This window comes from Brevibacillus sp. NPDC058079 (assembly GCF_042885155.1).
GTDB lineage: Bacteria > Bacillota > Bacilli > Brevibacillales > Brevibacillaceae > Brevibacillus.
This window is the reverse complement of record NZ_JBHVSO010000004.1, coordinates 215,349-238,390: the sequence shown is the minus strand read 5'-3', so window position 1 is coordinate 238,390 and position 23,042 is coordinate 215,349. Positions and strand designations below refer to the sequence as shown.

General features: G+C 48.2%; 20 protein-coding genes and 2 riboswitches. Of the genes, 16 read left to right on the top strand and 4 right to left on the bottom strand.

Annotation, left to right across the window (positions count from 1 at the left end; all coding sequences use genetic code 11):
• Window positions 1-79 precede the first annotated feature (79 nt).
• On the top strand, window positions 80-1,396 hold the full coding sequence (locus ACFVS2_RS14345; RefSeq protein ID WP_173616523.1) for a globin-coupled sensor protein: 1,317 nt from the start codon (window positions 80-82) through the stop codon (window positions 1,394-1,396).
• Between the two features lie 11 nt (window positions 1,397-1,407).
• On the opposite strand, the gene ACFVS2_RS14340 is transcribed toward ACFVS2_RS14345, so the two are convergent.
• Entirely contained in the window at window positions 1,408-1,887 is a 480-nt protein-coding gene (locus ACFVS2_RS14340) for a cysteine dioxygenase (protein WP_390234907.1), read from the bottom strand.
• Between the two features lie 402 nt (window positions 1,888-2,289).
• On the opposite strand from ACFVS2_RS14340, the gene ACFVS2_RS14335 reads away from it, so the two are divergent.
• The 3 genes from ACFVS2_RS14335 (at window position 2,290) to ACFVS2_RS14325 (ending at window position 5,196) form a co-directional block, all read left to right on the top strand.
• The gene (locus ACFVS2_RS14335) at window positions 2,290-3,444 is read left to right on the top strand and encodes an MFS transporter (RefSeq protein ID WP_390234905.1); all 1,155 of its coding nucleotides are present in this window, start codon (window positions 2,290-2,292) and stop codon (window positions 3,442-3,444) included.
• Between the two features lie 66 nt (window positions 3,445-3,510).
• Window positions 3,511-4,236, top strand: a complete 726-nt coding sequence (yunB, locus tag ACFVS2_RS14330; protein WP_173616520.1) for a sporulation protein YunB — start codon at window positions 3,511-3,513, stop codon at window positions 4,234-4,236.
• A 78-nt stretch (window positions 4,237-4,314) separates the two neighbouring features.
• Window positions 4,315-5,196: a LysR family transcriptional regulator gene (locus tag ACFVS2_RS14325; protein WP_390234903.1), complete on the top strand. Its 882-nt coding sequence runs from the start codon at window positions 4,315-4,317 to the stop codon at window positions 5,194-5,196.
• On the opposite strand, the gene ACFVS2_RS14320 is transcribed toward ACFVS2_RS14325, so the two are convergent.
• Window positions 5,193-6,182 carry an aldo/keto reductase family protein gene (locus ACFVS2_RS14320; RefSeq protein WP_390234901.1) on the bottom strand — a complete coding sequence of 330 codons (990 nt, stop codon included), beginning with the start codon at window positions 6,180-6,182 and terminating at the stop codon, window positions 5,193-5,195. The genes ACFVS2_RS14325 and ACFVS2_RS14320 overlap by 4 nt on opposite strands.
• A gap of 192 nt (window positions 6,183-6,374) precedes the next feature.
• On the opposite strand from ACFVS2_RS14320, the gene ACFVS2_RS14315 reads away from it, so the two are divergent.
• The 12 genes from ACFVS2_RS14315 to ACFVS2_RS14260 all read left to right on the top strand — a co-directional run bounded on the left by ACFVS2_RS14315 (window position 6,375) and on the right by ACFVS2_RS14260 (window position 20,762).
• Window positions 6,375-7,370 (top strand): ABC transporter substrate-binding protein, encoded by a 996-nt coding sequence (locus ACFVS2_RS14315; RefSeq protein ID WP_390234899.1) that lies wholly within the window; start codon window positions 6,375-6,377, stop codon window positions 7,368-7,370.
• Entirely contained in the window at window positions 7,367-9,553 is a 2,187-nt protein-coding gene (locus tag ACFVS2_RS14310) for an ATP-binding protein (protein WP_390234896.1), read from the top strand. Before ACFVS2_RS14315 ends, ACFVS2_RS14310 begins: the two co-directional genes overlap by 4 nt.
• 7 nt (window positions 9,554-9,560) lie before the next feature.
• Window positions 9,561-10,961: a sigma-54-dependent transcriptional regulator gene (locus tag ACFVS2_RS14305; RefSeq protein ID WP_390234894.1), complete on the top strand. Its 1,401-nt coding sequence runs from the start codon at window positions 9,561-9,563 to the stop codon at window positions 10,959-10,961.
• Window positions 10,962-11,119: 158 nt separating this feature from the next.
• Entirely contained in the window at window positions 11,120-12,052 is a 933-nt protein-coding gene (locus ACFVS2_RS14300) for a c-type cytochrome (protein WP_390234892.1), read from the top strand.
• 145 nt (window positions 12,053-12,197) lie between these two features.
• Window positions 12,198-12,866: an HAD family hydrolase gene (locus ACFVS2_RS14295; RefSeq protein WP_390234891.1), complete on the top strand. Its 669-nt coding sequence runs from the start codon at window positions 12,198-12,200 to the stop codon at window positions 12,864-12,866.
• A gap of 66 nt (window positions 12,867-12,932) precedes the next feature.
• Window positions 12,933-13,081: riboswitch (FMN riboswitch) on the top strand.
• Window positions 13,082-13,193: 112 nt separating this feature from the next.
• A riboswitch (FMN riboswitch) is annotated at window positions 13,194-13,338 on the top strand.
• Between the two features lie 132 nt (window positions 13,339-13,470).
• Complete coding sequence (gene ribD / locus ACFVS2_RS14290) at window positions 13,471-14,577, top strand: bifunctional diaminohydroxyphosphoribosylaminopyrimidine deaminase/5-amino-6-(5-phosphoribosylamino)uracil reductase RibD (RefSeq protein WP_173616510.1); 1,107 nt, start codon at window positions 13,471-13,473, stop codon at window positions 14,575-14,577.
• Window positions 14,578-14,596: 19 nt separating this feature from the next.
• Window positions 14,597-15,253 carry a riboflavin synthase gene (locus ACFVS2_RS14285; protein WP_173616509.1) on the top strand — a complete coding sequence of 219 codons (657 nt, stop codon included), beginning with the start codon at window positions 14,597-14,599 and terminating at the stop codon, window positions 15,251-15,253.
• A 16-nt stretch (window positions 15,254-15,269) separates the two neighbouring features.
• Window positions 15,270-16,469: a bifunctional 3,4-dihydroxy-2-butanone-4-phosphate synthase/GTP cyclohydrolase II gene (locus tag ACFVS2_RS14280; RefSeq protein WP_173616508.1), complete on the top strand. Its 1,200-nt coding sequence runs from the start codon at window positions 15,270-15,272 to the stop codon at window positions 16,467-16,469.
• 15 nt (window positions 16,470-16,484) lie between these two features.
• Window positions 16,485-16,949, top strand: a complete 465-nt coding sequence (gene ribH / locus ACFVS2_RS14275) for a 6,7-dimethyl-8-ribityllumazine synthase (protein WP_039959874.1) — start codon at window positions 16,485-16,487, stop codon at window positions 16,947-16,949.
• Between the two features lie 126 nt (window positions 16,950-17,075).
• Window positions 17,076-18,554, top strand: a complete 1,479-nt coding sequence (locus ACFVS2_RS14270) for a spore germination protein (protein WP_390234887.1) — start codon at window positions 17,076-17,078, stop codon at window positions 18,552-18,554.
• Window positions 18,555-18,558: 4 nt separating this feature from the next.
• A complete protein-coding gene (locus tag ACFVS2_RS14265) occupies window positions 18,559-19,647 on the top strand; it encodes a GerAB/ArcD/ProY family transporter (protein ID WP_390234884.1) in 1,089 nt (362 codons plus the stop codon).
• Entirely contained in the window at window positions 19,644-20,762 is a 1,119-nt protein-coding gene (locus ACFVS2_RS14260; RefSeq protein WP_390234882.1) for a Ger(x)C family spore germination protein, read from the top strand. Before ACFVS2_RS14265 ends, ACFVS2_RS14260 begins: the two co-directional genes overlap by 4 nt.
• Window positions 20,763-20,785: 23 nt before the next feature.
• On the opposite strand, the gene ACFVS2_RS14255 is transcribed toward ACFVS2_RS14260, so the two are convergent.
• Entirely contained in the window at window positions 20,786-22,318 is a 1,533-nt protein-coding gene (locus tag ACFVS2_RS14255) for an aldehyde dehydrogenase family protein (protein WP_390234879.1), read from the bottom strand.
• Between the two features lie 21 nt (window positions 22,319-22,339).
• Window positions 22,340-22,948 carry a TetR/AcrR family transcriptional regulator gene (locus tag ACFVS2_RS14250; RefSeq protein WP_390234877.1) on the bottom strand — a complete coding sequence of 203 codons (609 nt, stop codon included), beginning with the start codon at window positions 22,946-22,948 and terminating at the stop codon, window positions 22,340-22,342.
• Between the last annotated feature and the right edge of the window lie 94 nt (window positions 22,949-23,042).

Genomic DNA, 23,042 nt, shown 5'->3' with positions numbered 1-23,042 from the left:
TTACACCCGTTTGTAAAGGGGTATATAATTGAAAGGATATTCCAGAGATATATGTACTCGGATAAAAGGAGTTCAGGCTATGAGCACATGTCCGTTTTCCACCCTTTTTGGGTTGAAAGGGAAAGGAAAAAGTGAATCTTTTTTTCAGGGGGTGAAGGAAAAGGGGGAAGTGCATATTGTAGGGAAAAGCACCCTCGCAAAGCAACTAGCAATGATCAATCTGACCGAAGAAGAACTGACCATTGTGAAAGCACTTCAGCCACTTATCATTCAAAATATTGACGCTATTGTCGACTACTTTTATGCCAGTATTGAAAAAGAACCGATTTTAATGAAGATTGTAAACCAAAATAGCACGATTGAACGGTTGAAATTAACGTTGAACCGCCATATCTGCGAAATGTTTAGCGGACGCATCGACAGCGCTTACATTGAACAGCGCAGTAGAATTGCGGTTATTCATATGCGAATTGGCTTGGAACCAAAATGGTACTTGAGTGCATTCCAAAACATGATGGTTTCCTTGATTGATCTCTTGCAAAAAAACATCGCGGACAAGGACGAATTCGTACAAGCCCTCAAGGCAGTCACGAAGATTCTCAGCATCGAACAGCAAATTGTGCTGGAGGAATATGAAAACGAGCATGAAAAGGCGCGGCAAGTGGAACAAGACAAAAAGGACGAGCTGCGAATCCTCCTGACCAATTCTGCGCATGAGCTGGCAGCGGTCTCAGAAGAAAACAGCGCGTCTGTTGTGCAATTGACTGAACAGTCGAGAGAAGTTCTTCGTTTTGCTGAAAATGGCACGGGCTTTTCCACGAAAGCACAAGACCTGTCCCGTGAAGGCAAAGAAAAGCTGGAAAAGCAACAGGAACAAATGTGTTTGATTCAGAGCAGTGTCAAGCAAATCTCGGAAGAAATGAACGCGATGGAGGCAAACGCAGAAAAAATCCAAGGGATTGTAGAGGTCGTGACGGCAATTGCTGAGCAGACAAATCTCTTGGCGTTAAATGCTGCGATTGAAGCAGCACGTGCTGGCGAACAGGGACGTGGATTTGCCGTCGTAGCCGATGAGGTACGCAAGCTGGCAGAACAGACCAAAAAGTCGGTTTTCGGTGTGCGTGAGCTGATCGAAAAGACGAACCAACAGACAGTGGTCCTCTCGTCTGTCGTGGTTGAAATTCAAGCGCTGGTCCAATCGAGCACTGCGGTAGTAAACGAGACGAATGCCTTTTTTGAAGGAATCATGAGCGCTGTCTCAGACAGTAAAGAACAGAGCTCACGGATTCAGCGGGAGCTGGAAAACTTCTTCAAAGTCATGGAAGATATGAACCAAGCGGTTGCACAGGTAGCCAGCTCTGCGGATGAGCTGTCGGAAATAACAGAAAACCTGTAAAAAAAACAGTATTACGTTGTCGGTTCAAAGGGGCAATATTGGCGGCAATTACGCAATGGAGGACTGTAAACATTTACGGAAACAACTGGACTTTGTCCATTGTTGCGAATGGCGTGAATTTCCCCAGGTTCTACAAAATAGTATTCACCCGTGCTGACATGAGTGGTTTGTGCTCGTTGAACTTCATTTTCAATATTCGTTTGGACATAAATCATATTTGTTAACGTGCCTGAGACTACTAATTCCCATCCAAAAGAGTCACCGTGATTATGCGGAATGGATTCCTGATCTGCTGGCAGATGGATCAAGACAACCTCTACATGTGGCGTGGAGAATAATACTTTGCGTCCGTAAGGCAAATTTAGCGGCTCCGGGATGTATGGACCGAGTTGTTCCATGCAGGGAGACAGGGAAATGAGAGCGTGTCTAAGCTGGGCAGGAGTAGGCGAAACGAGGGAGCCAAATGCATGTTCCAGACGTTCCAGATTCATAAATAACCTCCCAAACGAAAATCATACTCCCTACACCATATGATCAAATTTCAAGAGTAGTGATAGACTGAGCTCGTCCAAAAGGGAATTATTTACCATTATTATTACAATGTAAATCAACAGGATTACTTGAGATTGGGGCGCTTTTCAAGAAAAAGCGTCCTTTTTTGTGCTATCGACAATCAGCTGACTCACCACCTATTATGGAAGTACGGCAACAAATGCCGTACAGGACGATTTGGGGAAGCGTCCCCCTTCAGAATGGTTCGAGAAACATAAGCTTTTTCTGATTTTCATTCAAGAGGAGGCATGCGCATGTCAACTGCCATAATCAGTGTACGCACCCACTAGAGGGGGGCGTTGATTCAAACCCCCTGTCATGATCGGGAGGTTTGGATGTAGATGAATAAGAAATGGTATTTGTATGTCAATGCGTTGTCATCCTTGGGATCACGGATGAATTTGATTGCGTGTAGCGCGTTGATTTTTACATTTGAACATAGTGCGTATTGGATGACCGCTTTTTTCGTTGCAAGGCAACTAGGGGGGATGCTGTTTAGCCCCTTGGCAGGTATATTGGCTGATCGAATGGACAGAAGACGCACCATGATCGCAAGCGACTTGGGGGCCGGTCTTGCTATTTTGGCCATCGCTTTTTATCCGACGCCGTATGTATTAATCGCAGCGGCTTTTCTCAATGGAATGCTGTATACGCTGTTTCATATTAGCTTTCAGGCATCCTTGCCACAAATATTTGGGAGTGAGCAACTGGTTCACGTCAATGGATTAAAGGTCAGGCTGGAGTCATTGGTAGGCATCATGGGCTTCCTGCTGGGAGGATGGCTGACAGATCACTATGGTTTTACAATTGTGATCGTTTTGGATGCCGCCAGCTTTCTTTTCTCCGCATGGATTCTGACGAGACTTCGTTGGGAGGAGAAGGGGGACAATGCGCTAGCTACATCAAAAGCTGCGAGCAGCTTTCGTGTCACTCTTCGTTACTTGCGGGATACACCCGTGCTTCTGACAATTAGCCTGTTAGCTTTTCTCGTATCGTTGAGTACGTCTGCGTATAATTACGGGTTACCTTTTTTAGCGGATCAATTGCGTGGTAATGACGCTACTCTGCACGGATTAATGTGGACGGCGATGAGTGTCGGAGGCTTGATTGGCTCCTATGTGGCAGCTCGATTGCGGGTGAAGCTGGTGAACGGGATGCTCGTCGCTTATGCTGTTTTTTCCGTGGGGATTGTAGGGGCATTCGCGGCAAACCATGCTGTATTTGTACTTTTGCTCTTGATTTTCGCGGGTCTATTTTCCGGCGCAGCACAAGTTTATGAGAGCACACTTTTGCAACAAGCCCAAAACGAGCTGCGCGGCAAGGTGATGGGGGTGCAGGGGTTCTTGAGTCGAAGCGGGTTCTTCGCTGGTTTTCTCATGGCTCCGTTCTTGGCGGGTGCCTTCACTTTATTTGGGATGCTGGTCTTTGCCCAATTGATGTTTGTCGCAGGACTGATCGGATTTGGCTTGTATCTCGTTTTTTCTCCTAAAAAATAGAAAAGTGCCTCTCGATACACGTAGTCTTTTTTCCACCTTCTAACCATAGGATGTACCAGTTGGGAGGTGTCGGGATTGGCCGTATTTCGACCCCGTCGGCGTTGGAGAAACCCGCTTTCACGTACGAAAGCGTTTTTGATCGCGTTGGTTATCTTTTTTGTTTTGACGATACAGACACTCGTGTTTTTGCAAAATCGATTGGAGCCTACTCTCTTGATTCTGGCTACGCAAAAAGCCGAGCAATTGGCGAAAGAAGCGATAACAGATGCCGTAACCAAGCGGATTTCGCAACAAGGCGTCGACTTCAATCAGATTGTCAAAATTGAGAAGAACAACGAGGGGCAGATTCAGGCGTATCAGTTCAACTTCAAGGAATATGCGAGAATCGTGGGCGAAACAACAGCGAGAGTCCAGAACAAGCTCCAAGAGTTCGAGCAAGAAAAAGTAGACCGTACGATCCCGCTTGGTTTGGCTACCGGGAACTCCTTTTTGGCATCAATGGGGCCGAATTTGCCAGTGACTTTCGTTCCCATCGGCTCGGTCAAGACCAAGCTGGAGACAGAGCTGAAGGAAGCAGGCATCAATATGGTGCTGGCGACGGTATATATTTTCGTGGAGGTCGATCTGCGCATCGTTATCCCTTTTGCGACTGAGAAGCAGACGGTCACGACGAAAATCCCGATCACTCATTCCTTGATTATTGGCGATGTACCGACGTATTTGTACAACAACTCGGAAGGCAAGCCGGATGTGCCGCGGATCCCTGGGGATACACCGAACAGCACTCCGTAATCGCTGAATAGGAAAAAGCGGCAGCGCGTTGCTGTCGCTTTTTTCATAACGCTTTAGGAAAGAGGGAATAGCGTAATCGTGGACTTGAAAAAACTACACTACTTTATTGCAGTAGCAGAGGAACTGCATTTCAATCGCGCTGCGAGTAAACTGAATATGACGCAACCACCGTTGACTCAACAAATTCAAAGCCTCGAGGAAGAACTTGGTGTGAAGCTGTTGGAGCGGACCAAGAGACAGGTTCGTCTTACGGCAGCAGGTGCGATTTTTTTGGATGAATCCAGAAGAATTGTTTCCCAGTTGGAACGAGCCGTTACGAGAACAAAAAAGGCAAGTCAAGGGAAAATTGGACATTTGTCCATTGCATTTGTAGATTCGGCAGTGGGCGGTATGTTGGTTAATGTCATAAAGGGATTTCGTGAGCGTTTTCCCGAGGTGGAGCTGTCTCTATTAGAAATGACATCTGCCGAACAACGGAAAGCTTTACAGGACGGTAAAATTGATGTTGGCTTCCTGCGGGTGGCAGAACCGTCCATCCATATCACTTCTCGCTTGTTTACCAACGAAACACTTGTCGCCGTACTGCCCAAGAATCATCCCCTTGCCATACAGCCAGCTCTTTCTGTACAGGCATTAGCGGACGAGCCCTTTATTTTGTTTCCGCATCGGATGGGGACTTCTTTTCATGACCTCATTTTAAATTTTTGCAGGCAACATGGATTTTTACCTCGCGTCGTGCAGGAAGCTGTTCAAATGTATACGATTGTGAATCTGGTAGCTGCTGGTATAGGTATCTCCATTGTTCCCTCTTCGGTAGCTGTTTTCCAACGCAGTGATGTCGTATTCCGAACTTTTATCGAAGAGCCGCCGCAAGTCCCACTCTATGCCGCTTGGAAAACAGATAGAAGCGAGCCTGTTCTGGCAAATTTTCTGGATGTGATGGAAGAAACGACATCTTAGCCCGTTTTCTTAGGGTCAAACTCTGCGACGCCAGCTAATAGGTGATTGATTTGCTGCATGACCTGCGTATCTAGCTTGACTCCTGCAGCTTTGACGTTTTCTTTGATCTGTTCGGGGTTCGAGGCACCAATAATAGCGGAGGATACATGCTGGTTTTGAAGAACCCATGCAACGGCAAGCTGCGGAAGCGTCAAACCAGCTTCTTGTGCGATCGGCTTGATTCGCTCTATTACCTGAAGAACTTCTTTTTGCAACCATTGTCCGACCAGTTTATCGAAAAAGGGAGATCCGGCGGTCGAAGCTGCTCGGGAGCCCTCGGGTATTGGCTTGTCGGGTGTATATTTTCCGGAAAGAATGCCTTGCGCCAGTGGTGACCAGACAATTTGTCCGATTCCTTCACGCTCGCACGCTGGTATGACCTCGGCTTCAATCACACGCCACAGCATGGAATACTGAGGTTGACTGGCTACGAGAGGAACCCGATATTCCTTTGCCAAAGCAGCTCCCAGCTTTATTTGCTCTGCCGTCCATTCACTTACCCCTACATAGAGAACCTTTCCCTGCCGAACCAAATCGGAAAAGGCCAAAAATGTTTCTTCCAGCGATGTAGTTGGATCAAAACGGTGTGCATAATAGACGTCAATGTAATCTGTTTGCAATCTGCGAAGGGAAGCGTGGCAGGCTTCCATGATGTGTTTACGGGAGAGACCCCGATCGTTTTTTCCGGTACCGGTCGGATGAAAAACCTTCGTGCACAACTCAATACTTTCACGACGAATCCCCTTTAAAGACTCACCCAAAATCGCTTCCGCTCTCGTTTCCGAATACACATCAGCAGTATCGAACGTGGTGATTCCAGCATCCAATGCAGCATGTACGCAGGCTTGTGCTGTGGTGTCATCTACTTGAGCACCGTGAGTGATCCAGTTTCCCAATGCAATTTCGCTCACGGACAAGCCGCTTTTGCCAAGTCTCCGATATTCCATGAAGTCCTTCCTCCTTCCAAATTTAAACAGATTATAACAAGTATCATTAAATATGAATAATATATAAAATGATCATGATTAATATGAAAAACATATTATTTAGATCAATCCGTATTCATTGACCAAGGTTTGTTAATTATTCACATTTTCTGCAATCATTTGCCGCTATGATGAGAGATGGATGTGATACCTATGAAGAAACAAAGGAAAATCCTCTTTCTCATCTTGTTAGTGGCAGGAACTCTGCTCGATTGGTCCAGTAGTCAGCAAAAACAGGACGTCGATCTTTACACGATAGGAATTGTGATTGCCAATGAGGATAGAAAAGATAAAGTAGCTGGATTAAAGGCTGGATTGCAATCGTTAGGTCTCAGTGAAGGAGCACGCGTTCAGTATGTGCCCGTTTATTTGAATAAGGTTCAGACGCTAGAAGAGGAGCGTTCCCTTGTCCAGGGCTTGATTTCAAAAAAGCCGGATGTAATCGTCACGACAGGGGCGCACGAGACCTTTTTGATTCAACAGGCGTCAACGACGGTTCCCGTTGTTTTTATTGGTGTCGCTTCATTGGTCGAGCTACCTCTTGTTGAGACCGAGGGGACGGTAACGTGTGGAATCAGCAATGGCCAAATGAATGTGATTGGGAAAAGATTGGAGCTGACAACTCGTTTGTTGCCTGATGCCAAGCGCATTCTGATCATTGCCGATTCTCATGCTCCTACGACAGAGCAAGCCATCTTAGAAGCAGGGTCAGCTGCTTCCTTGCTTGGTGTTCGCTTGCACGTGAAGCAGGTTGCTTCCCCAAAAGAATTGGAGCAGTTGCTCAGTACGCTCTCTCCAGGAGAATACGACGCCATGCTTCCTTTACCTAGCTATGTTCTGGAAGACGCGATTACCGATTGTTTACCTCTTTTGATCGATAAGCAATTGTTTGTCATGGGCTCTTATCCCGAGCAGGTGAAGGCTGGTTTGTATGCCGCTTACGGCGTTTCTTTTCATGCACAAGGCATGCAGGCTGCTCATATGGTGGCTCGGGTGTTGGATGGAGTCCCTCCTACAGATCTGTCAATCGAATGGCCGGATGACGTACGGTTAGTTGTCAATGCCACTTCCCTGTCCAAGCTTCCTATTACCGTAACCGATCAACAGTGGTCACTGGCACAAGAATGGTATGGAGTGAGGAACAAATGAGGGGGAGCAGACTACCGCGCATCAATCGACTAAAGACAAAAATGCTCCTGTTTGGGCTATGCATGTCCATCATCCCTTTTCTGATTCTTGGCTATATCAATTTGCATACCAGTAAAGAGAAGGTTCGAGAAGAGGTAGACAGAGCCAATCAAATCTACGTGGAAAATACGTTGGCGCAGTTAGACATGCTTTTTTTACATACGTCCCAATCCATGCAAGTGGTTCAGCAGCGTTTTCTCAATGAACGCCCTAATGATGAGGATGCTTATTTTTTGCTGAATACGTTATTGAAAACTTCTCCTTACATGGAGGAAGTCGCGCTTTTTAATCAGGATGGAGAGCCGCAGTATTTGCTGAATCGCTGGAAACATCAAAAGCTGGACACACCGAGGGAGCGAGACAAGCAACTTCTTACAACCATCCAGTCGGGAAAAACATACATCGGAAGCATTGTCCGATCAGCAGAAGGGAAGCTGCTGGTAACTGTAGCGATCCCTCATGTATCTGCCAACGGTGTAAAAGGCGGCATGTACGCAAAGCTCAATGTAAAACAGTTGCTCGAACAAGTCACACTGCGAGCTCGATATGAAAACGAGGCCTATTTATTCGTCACAGATGGGGAAAGCGACGTGTTTGCCGATCCGTTTATGCTGGGCAAGCCTTCTGATGGCTCTTTGACCTATTATGAACAAGCGGTTCCTCCCTCCTGGACACTACCAGATCGAACTGACAAGCCTGTTATCCGTACGTATCAAGCTTCCAATGGAGATGTCATGGTCAACTATGCCATGCGCTCTTCTGTCACACATTGGGTCATTATGCTGGAGCAGTCGAGTCAAACGGCGTTTGCTGCCTTTTCAAAATTGGAACAATCTCTGCTCTTTACGACCTTATTCATCGCACTTATCGTTCTGGGGATTAGCATTGTATTCTCTGTCTCGTTTAGCCGATTAATGGAAAAGATCGAATCAGCTGTGCAAAAAATCGCAGGTGGCGACTTATCCGTACGAATACCAGTGACGACCTCAGATGAAATTGGCAGGCTAGCAGCGTCCTGCAATGAAATGGCACAGAATCTGGAGATGAAGACCAATCAGCTTCTCGAAGAAAAGAAACGGCTTGATCTCGTCGTCAGTGGTATGGGGATGGGGTTGATTCTCGTAGATGAATCTTTTCGCATTCGCTGGATTAATCAAACAGCGTCGGCGTGGTTTCAGGATGCGGCTCATCTTCTGGGGAAAGACTGCCTTCAGACGATTGGTCAGCAATTCAGTTCATGCAGTAGTTGCATGCTCCGAACGCGACAAATGGTAAACCAAAGGCAGACAGACCTTATTTCCTCCAGAGTCGATCAGGATGGACGTGTCCGTTCTTATCGACATCAGGTTTTCCCTCTGCATCCGGAGAAAGAATCGTCTGCTTTTCTGGAGGTCATCGAGGACATCACGGAGAAACGAGAGCTAGAAGCCGCTATCGCACAAGCAGACAAGCTCGCTGCTATTGGACTCTTGGCGTCGGGCATTGCTCATGAAATCAATAATCCACTAGGTATTCTGTCGTTGTATGGACAAGACTTGCGAGACCGTCTCGTGGACGAGGATATTCGAGAGTTACAGGATACAGGAGAGCTTACCCAATACTTGGACACGATGGACAAACAAATTAACCGTTGCAAGGAAATTACGACCCGATTGCTGCACTTTTCGGGGAAATCACCAATTACCGTAGAAAAAGTAGATATTCATCAAGTGTTATCAGACATTCTCATTCTCCTGTCCCATGAAATACGTGTCAAACAGGTAACGGTAAGCCAGTCTCTATTGGCCTCTGCTCCGTTTCTTCTCGCTACGCCTGGACAACTTCAGCAGATCTTGCTCAATCTGTTAACCAATGCATTGTACGCGACCCAGGAGCGAGGAAATATTGAGATCGCAACTGATTCTCCATCGAATGATCGAATCCGTCTGTGGATCAGAGATGATGGATGCGGTATACCCGCAGCAGATTTGCCCCATGTTTTGGAGCCCTTTTATACAACCAAGCCTCCTGGCAAAGGGACTGGTCTCGGGCTTTCGGTCTGCTACGGGATTGTGACGAATTTAGGCGGAGAAATCGAGATCGAAAGTACGCCAAACAAAGGCACGACTGTTACGGTCATCCTGCCGTCGGCAAAGGGGAAATGAACAAAAGATGCACGCTGACACACGTATACTCATCGTTGATGACGAAGCAGATTTCCGCCATCTATTAACCAGTCGATTAAAGAGAAAAGGATATACCACGCTGGAAGCATCTGACGGAATCAGTGCACAGCAGCTGGTAACCAGCGAAACGATTCATGTCATTCTGCTTGATTTGAAAATGCCCGGGATGGACGGTCTCTCTTTTCTGCAATGGTGCAAGGAAACCTCTCCTGCCATTCAAATCATTGTTGTGACCGGACACGGAACTATCGAAACTGCAATCGAAGCGATGAAACGCGGCGCTTATGATTATTTGACAAAACCTTACAACCTCAATGAATTGGAGGTTTTGATTTCCAAGGCCGTCGAAAAACAGCTGTTGACCGAGGAAAACCAACAGTTGACCGAGGAAAACCAACAGTTGAAGGAAGCTCTATCGACAAACGGGAAAACGACGTTTCAAATCGTTGCGGAAAGCCCGAAGCTAAAAGAGGTCCTAGCTACTGCCGAGCGAGTAGCCAGTACGGACTTTCTCGTTCTCTTAAAAGGGGAAAGTGGAACAGGGAAGGATGTCATCGCGAGATTCATTTATGAATGTAGTGAGAGAGCATCAGAGGCATTCGTACCGATCAATTTAGGGGCGATACCTGAAACGATGCTGGAAAGTGAACTGTTCGGGCACGAAAAGGGAGCCTTTACAGGCGCAACTGCACAGAAAAAGGGACTGGTAGAGATTGCCCACCTGGGGACGCTCTTTTTGGATGAAGTAGGGGACTTGCCTTTTCCTTTGCAGGTCAAGCTGCTCCGTTTTTTGGAAACCGGCGAATTTCGCCGAATAGGGAGCCCGATTCTGCACAAGGTGGATGTTCGTATCATTGCTGCTACCAATGCCGACCTGGAAAAGAAAGTGGAAGAAGGAACGTTCCGATCCGATCTTTATTTCCGGCTGCATGTCATGGATATAACGATTCCACCTCTCACCCAGAGAAGAGAGGACATTTTGCCACTGTCGGCTTTCTTTTTGAATCGACTTAAGCGTAAGTATCCAGTCAAACCGCTTTCTGTGAAAGCGCAGGCAGCTCTTTTGGCCTACTCATTCCCGGGGAATGTTCGAGAGTTGGCTCATATGATCGAACGTGCTGTCGTTTTGGCAAAAGGAGAGGAAATTGACGACAAGGATCTCTTTCCACACGAACAGTCAGTACTTCACAACCCGTCAGATAGGAAGCTCTTTTTATCAGCAGAAACTGGGGAGGAAGAGGCATTTTTACTGAAAAATGTAGAGCGAGAACATATCAAGCATGTGCTGGACGTTTTGCAGTGGAACAAGACCAAGACAGCTGAGAAGCTAGGGATCAGCGTACGCAACCTGTATCGAAAAATCGAAGAGTACGAGCTGCGACCGTGACATTTTGTCGCGTACTGACCATGACATTTTGGCATGGTCTTTTCTTTTTCTTGCTGTTTGGAAGCGTCAAGCCGTTCGTTTTCCTGCTTTTATCGTATGGCACGCCTCTTGCTACTCTCCTGTAGTGAATGCACGATCAACATGGAGGAGTGAGACCTATGATAAAAAAAGAGAAGACAGGCTGGAAGAAGCTGTCTATGGTGGTAGTGGCGATGCTGGTCTTTGCAGGCTGTGCTACACAGCCGACGGCTCAACCCACCTCAACAGCGAGTGAGGCCAAAGATAAAACAGCGAGTGGGGCAGCTGGAGCGATCAATCTAGATTCCTACACCCCGCCTAGTATGGACAAGGTGCCAGAAGGGCCATTGGGAGAATCGATTAAGTATGGACATAAGTTAATGAATGAAACGAGCACAGTGATCCCTGAATACACAGGGAATAAGCTCTCCTGCTCCAGCTGTCACGGTAATGCCGGAATGGATGCGACCTCCCCTTTAACGGGTGTCACCGCAGTCTATCCCCAGTACATTCCAAGGTCAGGCAAAGTGCTTACCATTGAAGATCGCATCAATGGTTGTTTTCAACGAAGCATGAACGGAAAGCCATTGCCTTACAACAGCGATGAAATGAGAGCGATGGTTGCCTATCTGACATATATCTCAACAGATGTACCAGTAGGAATTAAAGAGCGCCCGTGGATAGAGAAAAACGATATGAAGAGCGTACCTCAACCGAATGTGGCAAATGGAGAAGCCCTCTTTCAAAAATCGTGTTTGCAATGCCATGCAGCTGATGGTTCAGGAACAGGACCAAACACTGGACCAGCGCTATGGGGGGATAACTCCTTCAATATTGGTGCAGGTATGGCCCGAATTTCCAAAGCTGCTGGCTACATTCAACGCAATATGCCTCTAGGGGAAATGGGCGGTATCAAGCAAGGCTCGTTAACAGATCAAGAAGCAGCGGACCTAGCAGCCTATATTTTGTCCAAGCCTCGTCCAGACTTTGCCAAAAAGGCAAAAGACTGGCCAGCTGGTGGAGTTCCAAAGGATGTACCGTATGAAGTAGACAGCGCCAAGAAGAAGCAATAGGAACACAATACCTAACCCAAAAAGGGCTGTCCCAAAAGTTATTAAATGACTGAGGGATGGTCCTCTTTTTGATAAAATGGAAGTATCCCCCACATGGGTGAACTCTTGAACCAGCATGGCGTATTGTCAAAAAAGGAGGCACAAAATGAGCAGAACCTTTCAAAAAGGCATTATTTTCGATATGGACAACACCTTGCTGCAATCCAGGATCAATTTTACCGAGATGAAGCGGGCTATTTTTCAGCTATGGGCAGACAATGGGATCGTTTCTCCAACACTTGAGTGGGAAAAGCATACCGCATCGCAGCTCATTGAGATCGGGAGAAAAGCGGAGCAGATGACGATAGAGCTGGAGCAAGCGATGTGGGATGCGGTAACCGCGATCGAGAAGGAAGGGATGCATGGAGCTGTATTGGAGCAGCACGCGGTAGAAGTGCTAGAGGAGTTAAAGAACCGCTATCAGCTGTATATCCTAACCAACAACGCGTATGCCGCTGCAGAGGAGGCTTTGAACGAGACGGGAATCGCCTCCTACTTTGACGAAATCGTCGCCCGCGAGCAGATGACGACCTTGAAGCCATCTCCATCGGGCATTCACTCTATTCGCAGCCGCAAGCCAGATTGGCCTGTTTCGGCTTGGGCGATGATCGGGGATTCGTGGATCGATGGTAAGGCGGCCTGCGACGGACAAGTCGCTTTTATTGCCTATCAAGGGAATGAGCAGGACATGGAGCAAAATGGTGTTGTGCCAAAGGCGTACATAAATGATTTGAAAGAACTCCTGACGGTCCTCGAAGAGTGCGAGCAAGAGTAAGTGCACTTCTCCAATAAATGATTACAGACAATAGTGAAAAATGTGCTATACTTTGCCTAACTGAATACCAGCCTTCAGGGTAGGGTGCAATTCCCGACCGGCGGTAATGACGAACGCACGTCTGAGCCCGCGACTCGCTATCGTAAGCAGTTGATAGCGACTGACTTGGTGCAAATCCAAGGCCGACGGTACAGTCCGGATGGGAGAAGGTATTTGGAACGGCCTGTTTCGCTGTTTTTTCAAAAAACGGTAGAAACAAGGCTTCTTTCTGAACGCCCTGAGCATAATATTCATGGGCGTTTTTGTTTTTCGTTAAAACTTCATAGCGACAATCTTCAGGGCAAGGTGAAATTCCTGACCGGCGGTAATGACGTACGTACGTCTGAGCCCGCGACTCGCTGACCACGCTTACAGCGACTGATCTGGTGAAAACCCAGAGCCGACGGTACAGTCCGGATGGAAGAAGATTTTGTGCTTTCTTCATTTGTTTTTTCGAAAAACGGATGAGGTAAGGCTTCTTTCCCTATGCCCTGAAACGTTCTGAGGTTTCAAGGGCTTTTTGCGTTGTGCTTGGCTGGAATGATGGAACAGAAAGGAGTGCGGTATGGAACAGGACAGCAAGTACATGGATCTGGCGCTGGAACTGGCACGATCGGCAAGAGGCCAAACCAGCCCGAATCCCATGGTCGGAGCTGTGATTGTGAAGGATGGAATCATCGTGGGAATGGGAGCGCATCTGCGGGCAGGAGAGCCCCATGCTGAGGTGCACGCACTGCGGATGGCTGGGGAAAAAGCGCAAGGCGCGACCGTGTACGTGACGCTGGAGCCTTGCAGTCACTACGGGAAAACACCGCCGTGTGCAGAGGCGCTGATCGCAGCTGATGTAAGTCGTGTCGTTGTAGCGACGCTCGACCCGAATCCACTAGTGGCGGGAAGAGGAATGGAGATGCTGCGGGCAGCAGGGATGGAAGTGGCGGTGGGCGTGAGAGAAGAGGAAGCGAAGGCGCTCAATGAAGTCTTTTTCCATTACATCCAGACCAGACGTCCATTTGTAACGGTAAAGACGGCCAGCACATTGGACGGGAAAATCGCTTCGTTCTCGGGACACAGTCGGTGGATTACTGGAGCAGAGGCTCGTGCAGAGGTGCATGAACTGCGCAGGCAGCACGATGCGATCCTGGTTGGGGTTGGGACGATTCTCGCTGATGACCCACTGTTGACGGCGCGCCAGGAAGAGCAGTGTTTTGGAAGTCAGCCAGTTCGCGTGATTTTGGACAGTCATTTACGGACGCCGCTGGATGCCCGTGTCGTCCAGAATGCAGATACGAAGACATGGATCTTTACGACAGATGCAGCACCAAGGGAAAAGCAGAAGCTGCTTGCGGTAAGAGGAGTAAAGGTCATCACGACGGAAGCGCCAATTCGCGTGGAAAAGGTGCTGGATACGCTGGGAGAGCTGGGGATTACCTCGTTGCTTGTGGAAGGCGGGCAGGAAGTCAATGGCTCCTTTTTGCAGGCGAGAGCAATTCAAAAGGTCGTGAGCCATATCGCGCTAAAGCTGATCGGGGGAAGCGGCGCGCCCTCGCCGTTCGGTGGTCAAGGCTTTGCGACGATGGGAGAAGCGGTACAGCTGACAAATGTGACGATCGCACCGATCGGGAAAGGTGATGTACAAATCATCGGGTACCCACAATGGGAGGATCAGACGTAGCAAGTGAGGAGGAGAGAGCATGTTCACGGGACTGGTCGAAGAAGTGGGCGTGTTGGAATCGATTCAAGGGAACGAGCAGGCGAGTCGACTGGTCATCCGCGCACAGCAGGTACTCGAAGGGGTGAAGCTCGGGGACAGTATCTCGGTCAATGGCATTTGCCTTACGGTTACTTCTTATACGAATCGTCAGTTTAGCGTCGATGTGATGCCAGAGACGATGAACAAGACGAGCTTGCGGCAATTACGCAGCGGACAGCGAGTGAATTTGGAGAGAGCGATGCGGCTGGGGGACCGTTTTGGCGGGCATATCGTCTCCGGGCATGTAGATGGGACTGGAATGGTTGCTTCACGAGAGGTGAATGCGAATGCTGTCGTGTTTCGGATTGAGGCCAAACCGCAGCTGTTGAAGTATGTTATTGCCCGTGGATCGATTTGCATAGACGGCATCAGTCTCACCGTGGTGGACGTAAACGATAACGGTTTTACCGTTTCAATCATTCCGCATACGCTGGCGAATACGAGTCTTTCAGACAGACGACCTGGGGACTTGGTGAATCTTGAAACAGATGTCATCGGCAAATATGTAGAGCGTTTGTTAGGTTATCAAAACCATGGCGGTACAGAGAAATCTGGCGGGCTCAGTCTAGCCTTTTTGCAGGAAAATGGCTTCGCGTGAGAAGGAGGGAGAAAGTATGTTTCATCGCATAGAAGAAGCATTAGAAGATTTGCGTCAGGGCAAGGCGGTCATCGTGGTAGATGATGAGGATCGGGAAAACGAAGGAGATTTTGTCTGCATGGCCGAAGCGGCTACGCCTGAAATGATCAACTTCATGGTTACACATGGAAGGGGACTCGTTTGCGTACCGGTGACAGAAGAGCACGCAACTCGTTTGGAGCTCCATCCGATGGTGAAGTCCAATACAGACAAGCAAGGAACGGCTTTTACCGTGTCCATCGATGAAGGGAGTACACACACAGGGATATCCGCTCATGAGCGCTCTCAGACTGTCTTGGCGATGCTGGATGATCAAAAGACCGCAGAAGATTTCCGTAGACCGGGACATATTTTTCCGTTAATCGCGAAGTCTGGCGGTGTATTGCGCAGAGCGGGACATACGGAGGCGGCAGTTGATTTGGCTCGCTTGGCGGGGGGCATACCGGCGGGAGTCATTTGCGAAATTATGAACGAGGATGGCTCCATGGCACGTCTGCCGCAATTGCAAGAGATCGCACGCCGCTTTGATCTTAAGCTGATTACGATCGCAGACTTGATAGCGTATCGGATGCGGACGGAATCCATGGTGAAAAGGGAAATCGAAGTGCAGCTTCCGACCGCCTACGGTGATTTTCGGATGGCGGCCTATACGAACGAGCTGGATGGTAAAGAGCATGTGGCTCTCATCAAGGGAGAGATCGGACCGGATGAGCCCATTCTCATCCGCGTGCACTCGGAGTGCTTGACAGGAGATATTTTCGGCTCTCATCGCTGCGACTGCGGTCCACAGCTACACGCTGCATTGGAACAGATCGAAGCGAACGGACGTGGCATTTTATTGTACATGCGCCAGGAGGGCAGAGGCATTGGCTTGATTAATAAGCTACGTGCCTACAAGTTGCAGGAGGAAGGCTTGGATACGGTTGAGGCCAATGAAAAGCTAGGATTCGCCGCTGATCTGCGAGATTACGGTATCGGTGCGCAAATTTTGCGAGATTTAGGAGTGCAACGCATGCGGCTTTTGACTAATAATCCACGAAAAATCCGCGGGCTTACCGGTTACGGATTAACAGTAGAAGAACGGGTGCCGCTTCAAATGCAGGAGCATCTGCACAACAAACAGTACCTATCAACAAAACAAGAGAAGCTGGGTCACCTGCTTCATCTGCACGGATAAGGAGAGGGAATGAGCATGAAAACTTTTGAAGGACATTTGGTTGGAACAGGTTTGCGTGTAGGGATTGTGGCAGGACGTTTTAACGAATTGATCGTAAGCAAGCTGGTCGGAGGGGCGCTCGATGCCCTGAAGCGTCATGGCGTAGAAGATGAGCAGGTAGACGTGGCTTGGGTACCAGGGGCATTTGAAATTCCGTTGATCGCTAAAAAAATGGCGGAATCCGGTCGCTATGATGCGGTTGTTACACTGGGAGCTGTCATTCGTGGCTCCACTCCACACTTCGATTACGTCTGCAATGAGACCGCAAAAGGAGTTGCGTCCCTATCTCTATCGACTGGGATACCTGTTATTTTTGGTGTTTTGACGACAGACAATATCGAGCAAGCCATCGAGCGAGCGGGAACAAAAGCAGGCAACAAAGGCTGGGAAGCAGCAACGGCAGCGATCGAAATGGCTAATTTATCTAAGCAGTTCGCCTAATCAGTTCATATGGAGAACGAGATATTTCAGCTGGGGCTTCGGCTCCCGTTTTCTATTTTTTTGGATAAAATCACCACGGACAGGTCAAAGTAAGAAAGATTTTCCTGAATAAAGGGGGGATCTAGCGTGAAGCCGACTGATTGGTGGAGAGCGCAAGTAGAGGCCATACAAGCAAAGCGGCGCATCGAACAAATTACACCGGATATGGTAAAACAATGTATGCAAAACGTGGATGACCTCAGCAGCTTGTCATTGAAGATGAATGACGAAGAGGTACACGTTTTTTTTCTCGATACGCTGGTGGATGTGTCCCAGATTTATGAGAATGTCTTTCTTCCGTTGCAGCGTTCTGATGGTAAAGATCCGATGCAGGCGCTCCCCTTTTCACAGGAATGTCTTCTCGACGATATGGAGACGTTGATGAGTAACTTGCTACGTGGTCATACCATCTTGTTTTTCTTGGAAAGGGATCTCATTCTGCATGTGAATACATTTCAGGTCGCGCATCGTTCCATTACGAAATCCGAGACGGAGGCGACCGTCCTTGGACCGCAAGACTCCTTTGTTGAAATGCTGGAGATCAATTTGTCTTTGATTCGGAGAAGACTCGCTACGCCTCATCTGAAAGTATCGAGCTACACGATTGGCACCCAGGCGCAGAACAAGGTAGCTGTGATTTATTTGGACAATATCGCGAACGCGGAAAATGTGGAGCGTGTGAAAAAAAGGATCGACAATGTTATTTACCACGGATTTGTCGGGATGCCTATATTGAAGCAAATGCTGGAGGACAAGCCGTACTCTCCGTTCCCGCAGTTTGGCTTGACGGGGCGGCCTGACAATGCAACAGCAGCTTTGTTGGACGGTAGAATCGTGATCATGCTGAATGGCAGCCCGGATGCCGCAATCTGCCCGACTTCCTTTCTGGAGATGTTTAGCAGCCCCGAAGACTTTTACAATCGATGGTCAACGGCAAGCTTGCTGCGGATGATTCGCTTTTTCGGTTTATTTATCACCATTATGCTCACATCCAGTTACGTCTCTGTCTTGACGTATCATCCGGAAATGCTTCCCCCCGCTTTACTGACGATTTTGTCTGAATCACGCAGTCGGGTGCCTTTTCCGCCCGTGATCGAGGTGCTCATTATTGAGCTCGTCATCGAGATCCTGCGGGAAGCGGGGATACGCATGCCGACTAAAATCGGACAGACAATCGGTATCGTTGGCGGTATTGTGATCGGGACTGCCTCTGTACAAGCGGGGTTAGCCAGTAATATCTTGATCGTCCTTGTTTCCGTATCGGCACTGCTTTCTTTTGTGCCACCCAATTTTTTGATGAGTAATGCGATTCGGCTCGTTCGCTATGGTTTCATCTTGATGGCAGGTGTATTGGGCATGTACGGCCAGCTACTGGCACTGGCGTTTTTATTCGCACACTTGCTCAATCTGACATCACTCGGGACGCCGTACATGGCTCCGGGGGTTCCGCGTCAATGGACCGATTTGATGAATAGTCTCGTACGTGCACCATTAAGGTTTATCGTCAATCGCAACCGCATGTCCCGGGCAAAGCAAAAGCATGTCCGGCCAGTTGGGGAGGACTAGGGAGATGGATAGAGGGAGAATTCACAGCCTGAATCCGATCCTGGTAATCGGATTGATTATGAATACGATGGTGGGGGTTAATTTACTTGGACTGGCTCATCATGCAAGTAAAATGGGCTACAATCTGTGGTGGTCTCCGATTTTGCTGGGATGCATCGTCAGCTTAACGCTAATTCCGATGATGGCCTTGTGCCGTCGCTATCCAGAGGATAATCTTTTTCGGATTCACGAAAAGCTGTTGGGAAAATGGCTGGGACGCTGTTTCAATATCCTGATCATCGTCTACGCCATTCTAAACGTATCTACCGCCAATGAAGGATACGTTAGGCTGGTGCAAACCTCCATGCTGAGCAATCAGACAGTCACACTGCCATTGCTTGGATTGACATTGGTCATGGTCTACATTACAAACGGCGGCATTAAATTGATCGCGCGTTTTTGCCTGCTAACGTTCTTTTTTACGGGCTGGATGATTTTTCTTTTGCAGTACGGATTTCAAAAGGGAGGAATGATGCATATTTTTCCTCTTTTTAATACAGATTGGCGAAGTATAGCCGAAACGGTGCACAATTCTTACGCGAGCATGCTTGGGTATGAATTGGTCCTGTTTTTCTACCCATATATCCAAGAGAAGAACAAGGCACACAAGCATGTGCTGATTGGGGTATGGATTGTGGTTTTGTTGTACGTCATGATCTTGATCACAAGTGTAGCTTATTTTTCCGAATGGCAAATGGACAATCTCATTTATCCCGTTTTGAATTTGTTTAAGGCTGTAGAGCTGTCTTTTTTGGAGCGGATCGAAAATCTCGGGATTGGCCTTTGGGTCTTCCTCATTCTCAGTACGAGCACGGGATACTTGTGGGTTGCCCGTACCGGCCTTGAAGAGATGGCAGAAAAGACTCGGCTGTGGCATCTGCTTTTACCGACAATCATTTCGTTTCTATTCATTGTGGGGCCATTATCTGTAGAAAAACAACGCTACATTTATGACAAGGTGACTGTTTATATGGCCTATGGATTGATCTTGTGGCCGATTTTTTTGTTATTGCTGCATTCCTTGAGGTTCGGTAGAGGAGAGCATGTATCATGAAGAGGGCGAGCAGGTTCATTGTTACGGTTATCCTCTTGCTCAGCCTTTGCGGGTGTGGGGGCGAACTCGAACGGCCTGCACTGGAAGACATGGCGATGATTGGGGTTATGGGCTTCGATTATGTGGATCGTGAAAAGATCGATATCACCGTATCGGTACCAGTTCCCTCCAAAAATAAGGAGTCCACACAGGTGTACTCGACTTATGCCTCGATGACGAGCGAGGCGATGCTGAATTTCGCGACAAAAGCAGAGAGAACCATGTCCCTCTCGCAATTGCGTGTGATTTTGTTCAGTGAAGAATATGCCCGAAAAGTAGGGATCGGAAAAGTCATCCTTGATCTTTATCGCAATCCGATTGTAGGAGAAAATGTATACATTGCCATCGTAAAAGGAAAAGCGAAAGATGTCATCAAAGGAACCTATAACCACAGGCCAGAAATCAACACGTATTTGAACAACTTGCTCCGTCCGCGAGTGGAAACGGCCTTTTCGTCGTTTGCGACCATTCACGATTTTGTTTTTATGATGACCAGCAACACGATGGACCCTAATGTTCCTTATCTCATCCACAGTGACGGAGAGATTCAGATCACCAAGGCAGCCCTTTTTCGAGTAGACCGGATGATCGGAATGTACTCACAGCGAGAGGGGAAGCTGGTTCAGGGGTTTCTGGGTAGAGAACGCTTGCCCCGTATGAGCTTCGAGTTCCAGCAAGAGACGAAGGCAGGTAAAAAACAAACGGAAAAGGTCATCTTCGATTTTGTGCGGGCAAAAACGAAAGTAAGAAGCAAAGGCAGCCGGAAAAAGCCTGTCATCAACATCGAGCTTCGGGTAAGAGGGATGCTGGTGGGTTATTCAGGCAGCAAGGATTTGGAGAAGCGGGCTCAATTTCGGACCATGGTTCAAGAGCTTGAGAAACGAATCAAAAAGGAAAGCGTGGATATGCTGGTACGTTTTCAAAAGCAAGGGGTCGACCCGGCGCAGCTTGAGGAGAGCATTCGCCAAAAATATTATGGCAAGTGGACGCGCGAAACGGGTCTCGCCCTTTATAAAAAAGCGAAATTAAACGTTAAAGTTCATGTGGATATAGTCGGTTTTGGCACACTGAAATAAGGAGTAACGGTATTCCAGTGTGGCTAGAACAGACGCTTGAATTCGCGCCAGATCGCACCCAAAGTCCGGCGATTTACGTTTTGGAGCTTGCCGTACAACAGGTTCGTTAAACCAATAAAGGTGAGCTCCTGATCTTTCGTATACGGATACCAATTGAACTCTCGCTTGCGTTTGCCCGGATCATGGATGACAGAGATGCTGTGCGTAAAGGCTTGCAAACCTGAAGGTCCGCGATAACGGCCGATGCCACTCTGTTTGACCCCGCCAAAAGGAAGATGGGGATTGGCGTAGCTGATAATGACGTCATTGATGCACACATTGCCGCTGTCGAGTTGACGAGCTACGCGATCCGCTTTTGTTTTATCGGCTGACCATACCGAGGCATTCAGCCCGTACGGTGAGCTGTTAGCCAGGTGAACAGCCTCTTCTTCGGTGGCAAAAGTCATGATCGGCAACACTGGTCCAAAGGTTTCTTCCCGCATGATTTTCATGTCAGATGTCACGTTTGTGAGAATGGTCGGAGCGATATACATGCTGTCAGTGGAAGGAAGTCCTCCGGTGACTGCGGTCGCGCCTGTAGCCAGTGCTTCGCTCACATGCTCGTGGACAATGCCGATTTGTTGGGAAGACGTCATCGAACCGACTTCGGCCTGATTCGGATAACTTTGGCGCAATGCTTTTGTCTTTTCGGTAACCAGCTTGAGAAATTCAGGATAGATCTTTTCATGGACAAAAAGGCGTTCGACAGACATACATACCTGTCCGGAGTTCGTAAAAGCCCCCCACACAGCGCCATTTGCTGCCCGCTCCAGATGAGCGTCTTCAAAAACGATCATCGGGTCTTTTCCGCCCAGCTCTAGTTCTACCGGGATCAAATGCTCCGATGCTGCCGCCATAATTTTTTTACCTGTCGCAACAGAGCCTGTGAAAAATATTTTATCTGGGCAAGCAGCTACCAGCGCCTGTCCAGCCTCGCGTCCTCCATGCAGGACGGTCACGACTCCATCCGGCATAGAAACAGCAGAAAACACCTCTTCAATGAGAAGTCCGGTAGAAGCAGTCACCTCGGAAGGTTTTAAAATAACGGTATTGCCTGCTACGAGGGCAGATAATACGGGAATGATGGCGAGCTGAAACGGATAATTCCACGGAGAGATGACCGCGACGACACCCATCGGTTTGTAGTGGATATACGATTTCTTCGGCCACAGCACGATAGAGGTTGGTACCGGCTGATCGGCCAGCATTTGAGAAGCATGTTTTTCATAAAAACGGATCGTGTCGACAGTGACAAAAATTTCGGTCATGTACGCTTCCAATGTAACTTTTCCGGTAGCCTCACTAATTTTTCGGGCGATTTCTTCGCCGTGATCGACTAAATAGTGCCGCAACCGTGTCAAATAGTCCAGACGCTCGGCCAACGTTGTAGTGGACCAAGCTGGAAAGGCAAGACGCGCACGTGCCATCGCATCTTCTACTTGTTCTGGAGTCGCTTCCTGTAAAGAGCCAAGCAGCTCACCAGTGGCGGGATTTTTCATGGACATGACTGCCATCATGATTCACCTCGATTCAGGAGATTAGGATTCGGAAGAGAAGAGTGTATGCATCAAATGGGCAAAGGTCTGTTCAAAACGGGCAATCGCTTCTTCCGGCTTCTGTAACTCATCGAGCAAAAATTGAAAAAGGAATCCGTCGATTGCAGAGTAAATGAGTGAGATTGCGGAGTCTTCGTCGATGGTCAATGAGGATTGTTCTTCGCGCTGCAATCGTACGAGCATACGAGAGATGAGCTGATGCAGCCGGGACCGAATGACTTTTACCTGTTCACCAAACGCCGGAACGTACATGGACTGTACCTGCAAGTCATACCAGAGCCGATGTAGCTTCCGATCCTCTTGCAGACTTCGGCACAAGACACGGGCTAGAGCAGCTGACCATTCGCCAGATGGAGCTACGAGCACTTCGCGTTCCAATTCCTCCATAAAGCGTCCTTTGTAGCTAGAGATTACAGCGAGCAAAAGCTCTTCTTTGCTTGCAAAGTAATAATGCAGAATGCCAAGTGAGACGCCAGATTCCTTGGCTATGTCGCGCAAGGAAACATGGGCATACCCTTTTTCAGCCAGACAAGCAGTTGCTTGCTCAATCAAAAATGCCCGTTTTGCTTCGGCTTTTTTCTGGGTAGTCACTTTCTCACCTCTTTTTTGGACGATTGTCCAGTTTTTCTGTTTTTATTGTATTTTTACGGATGATGTCTGTCAATGAAAAATGAAAAGAGCTGCC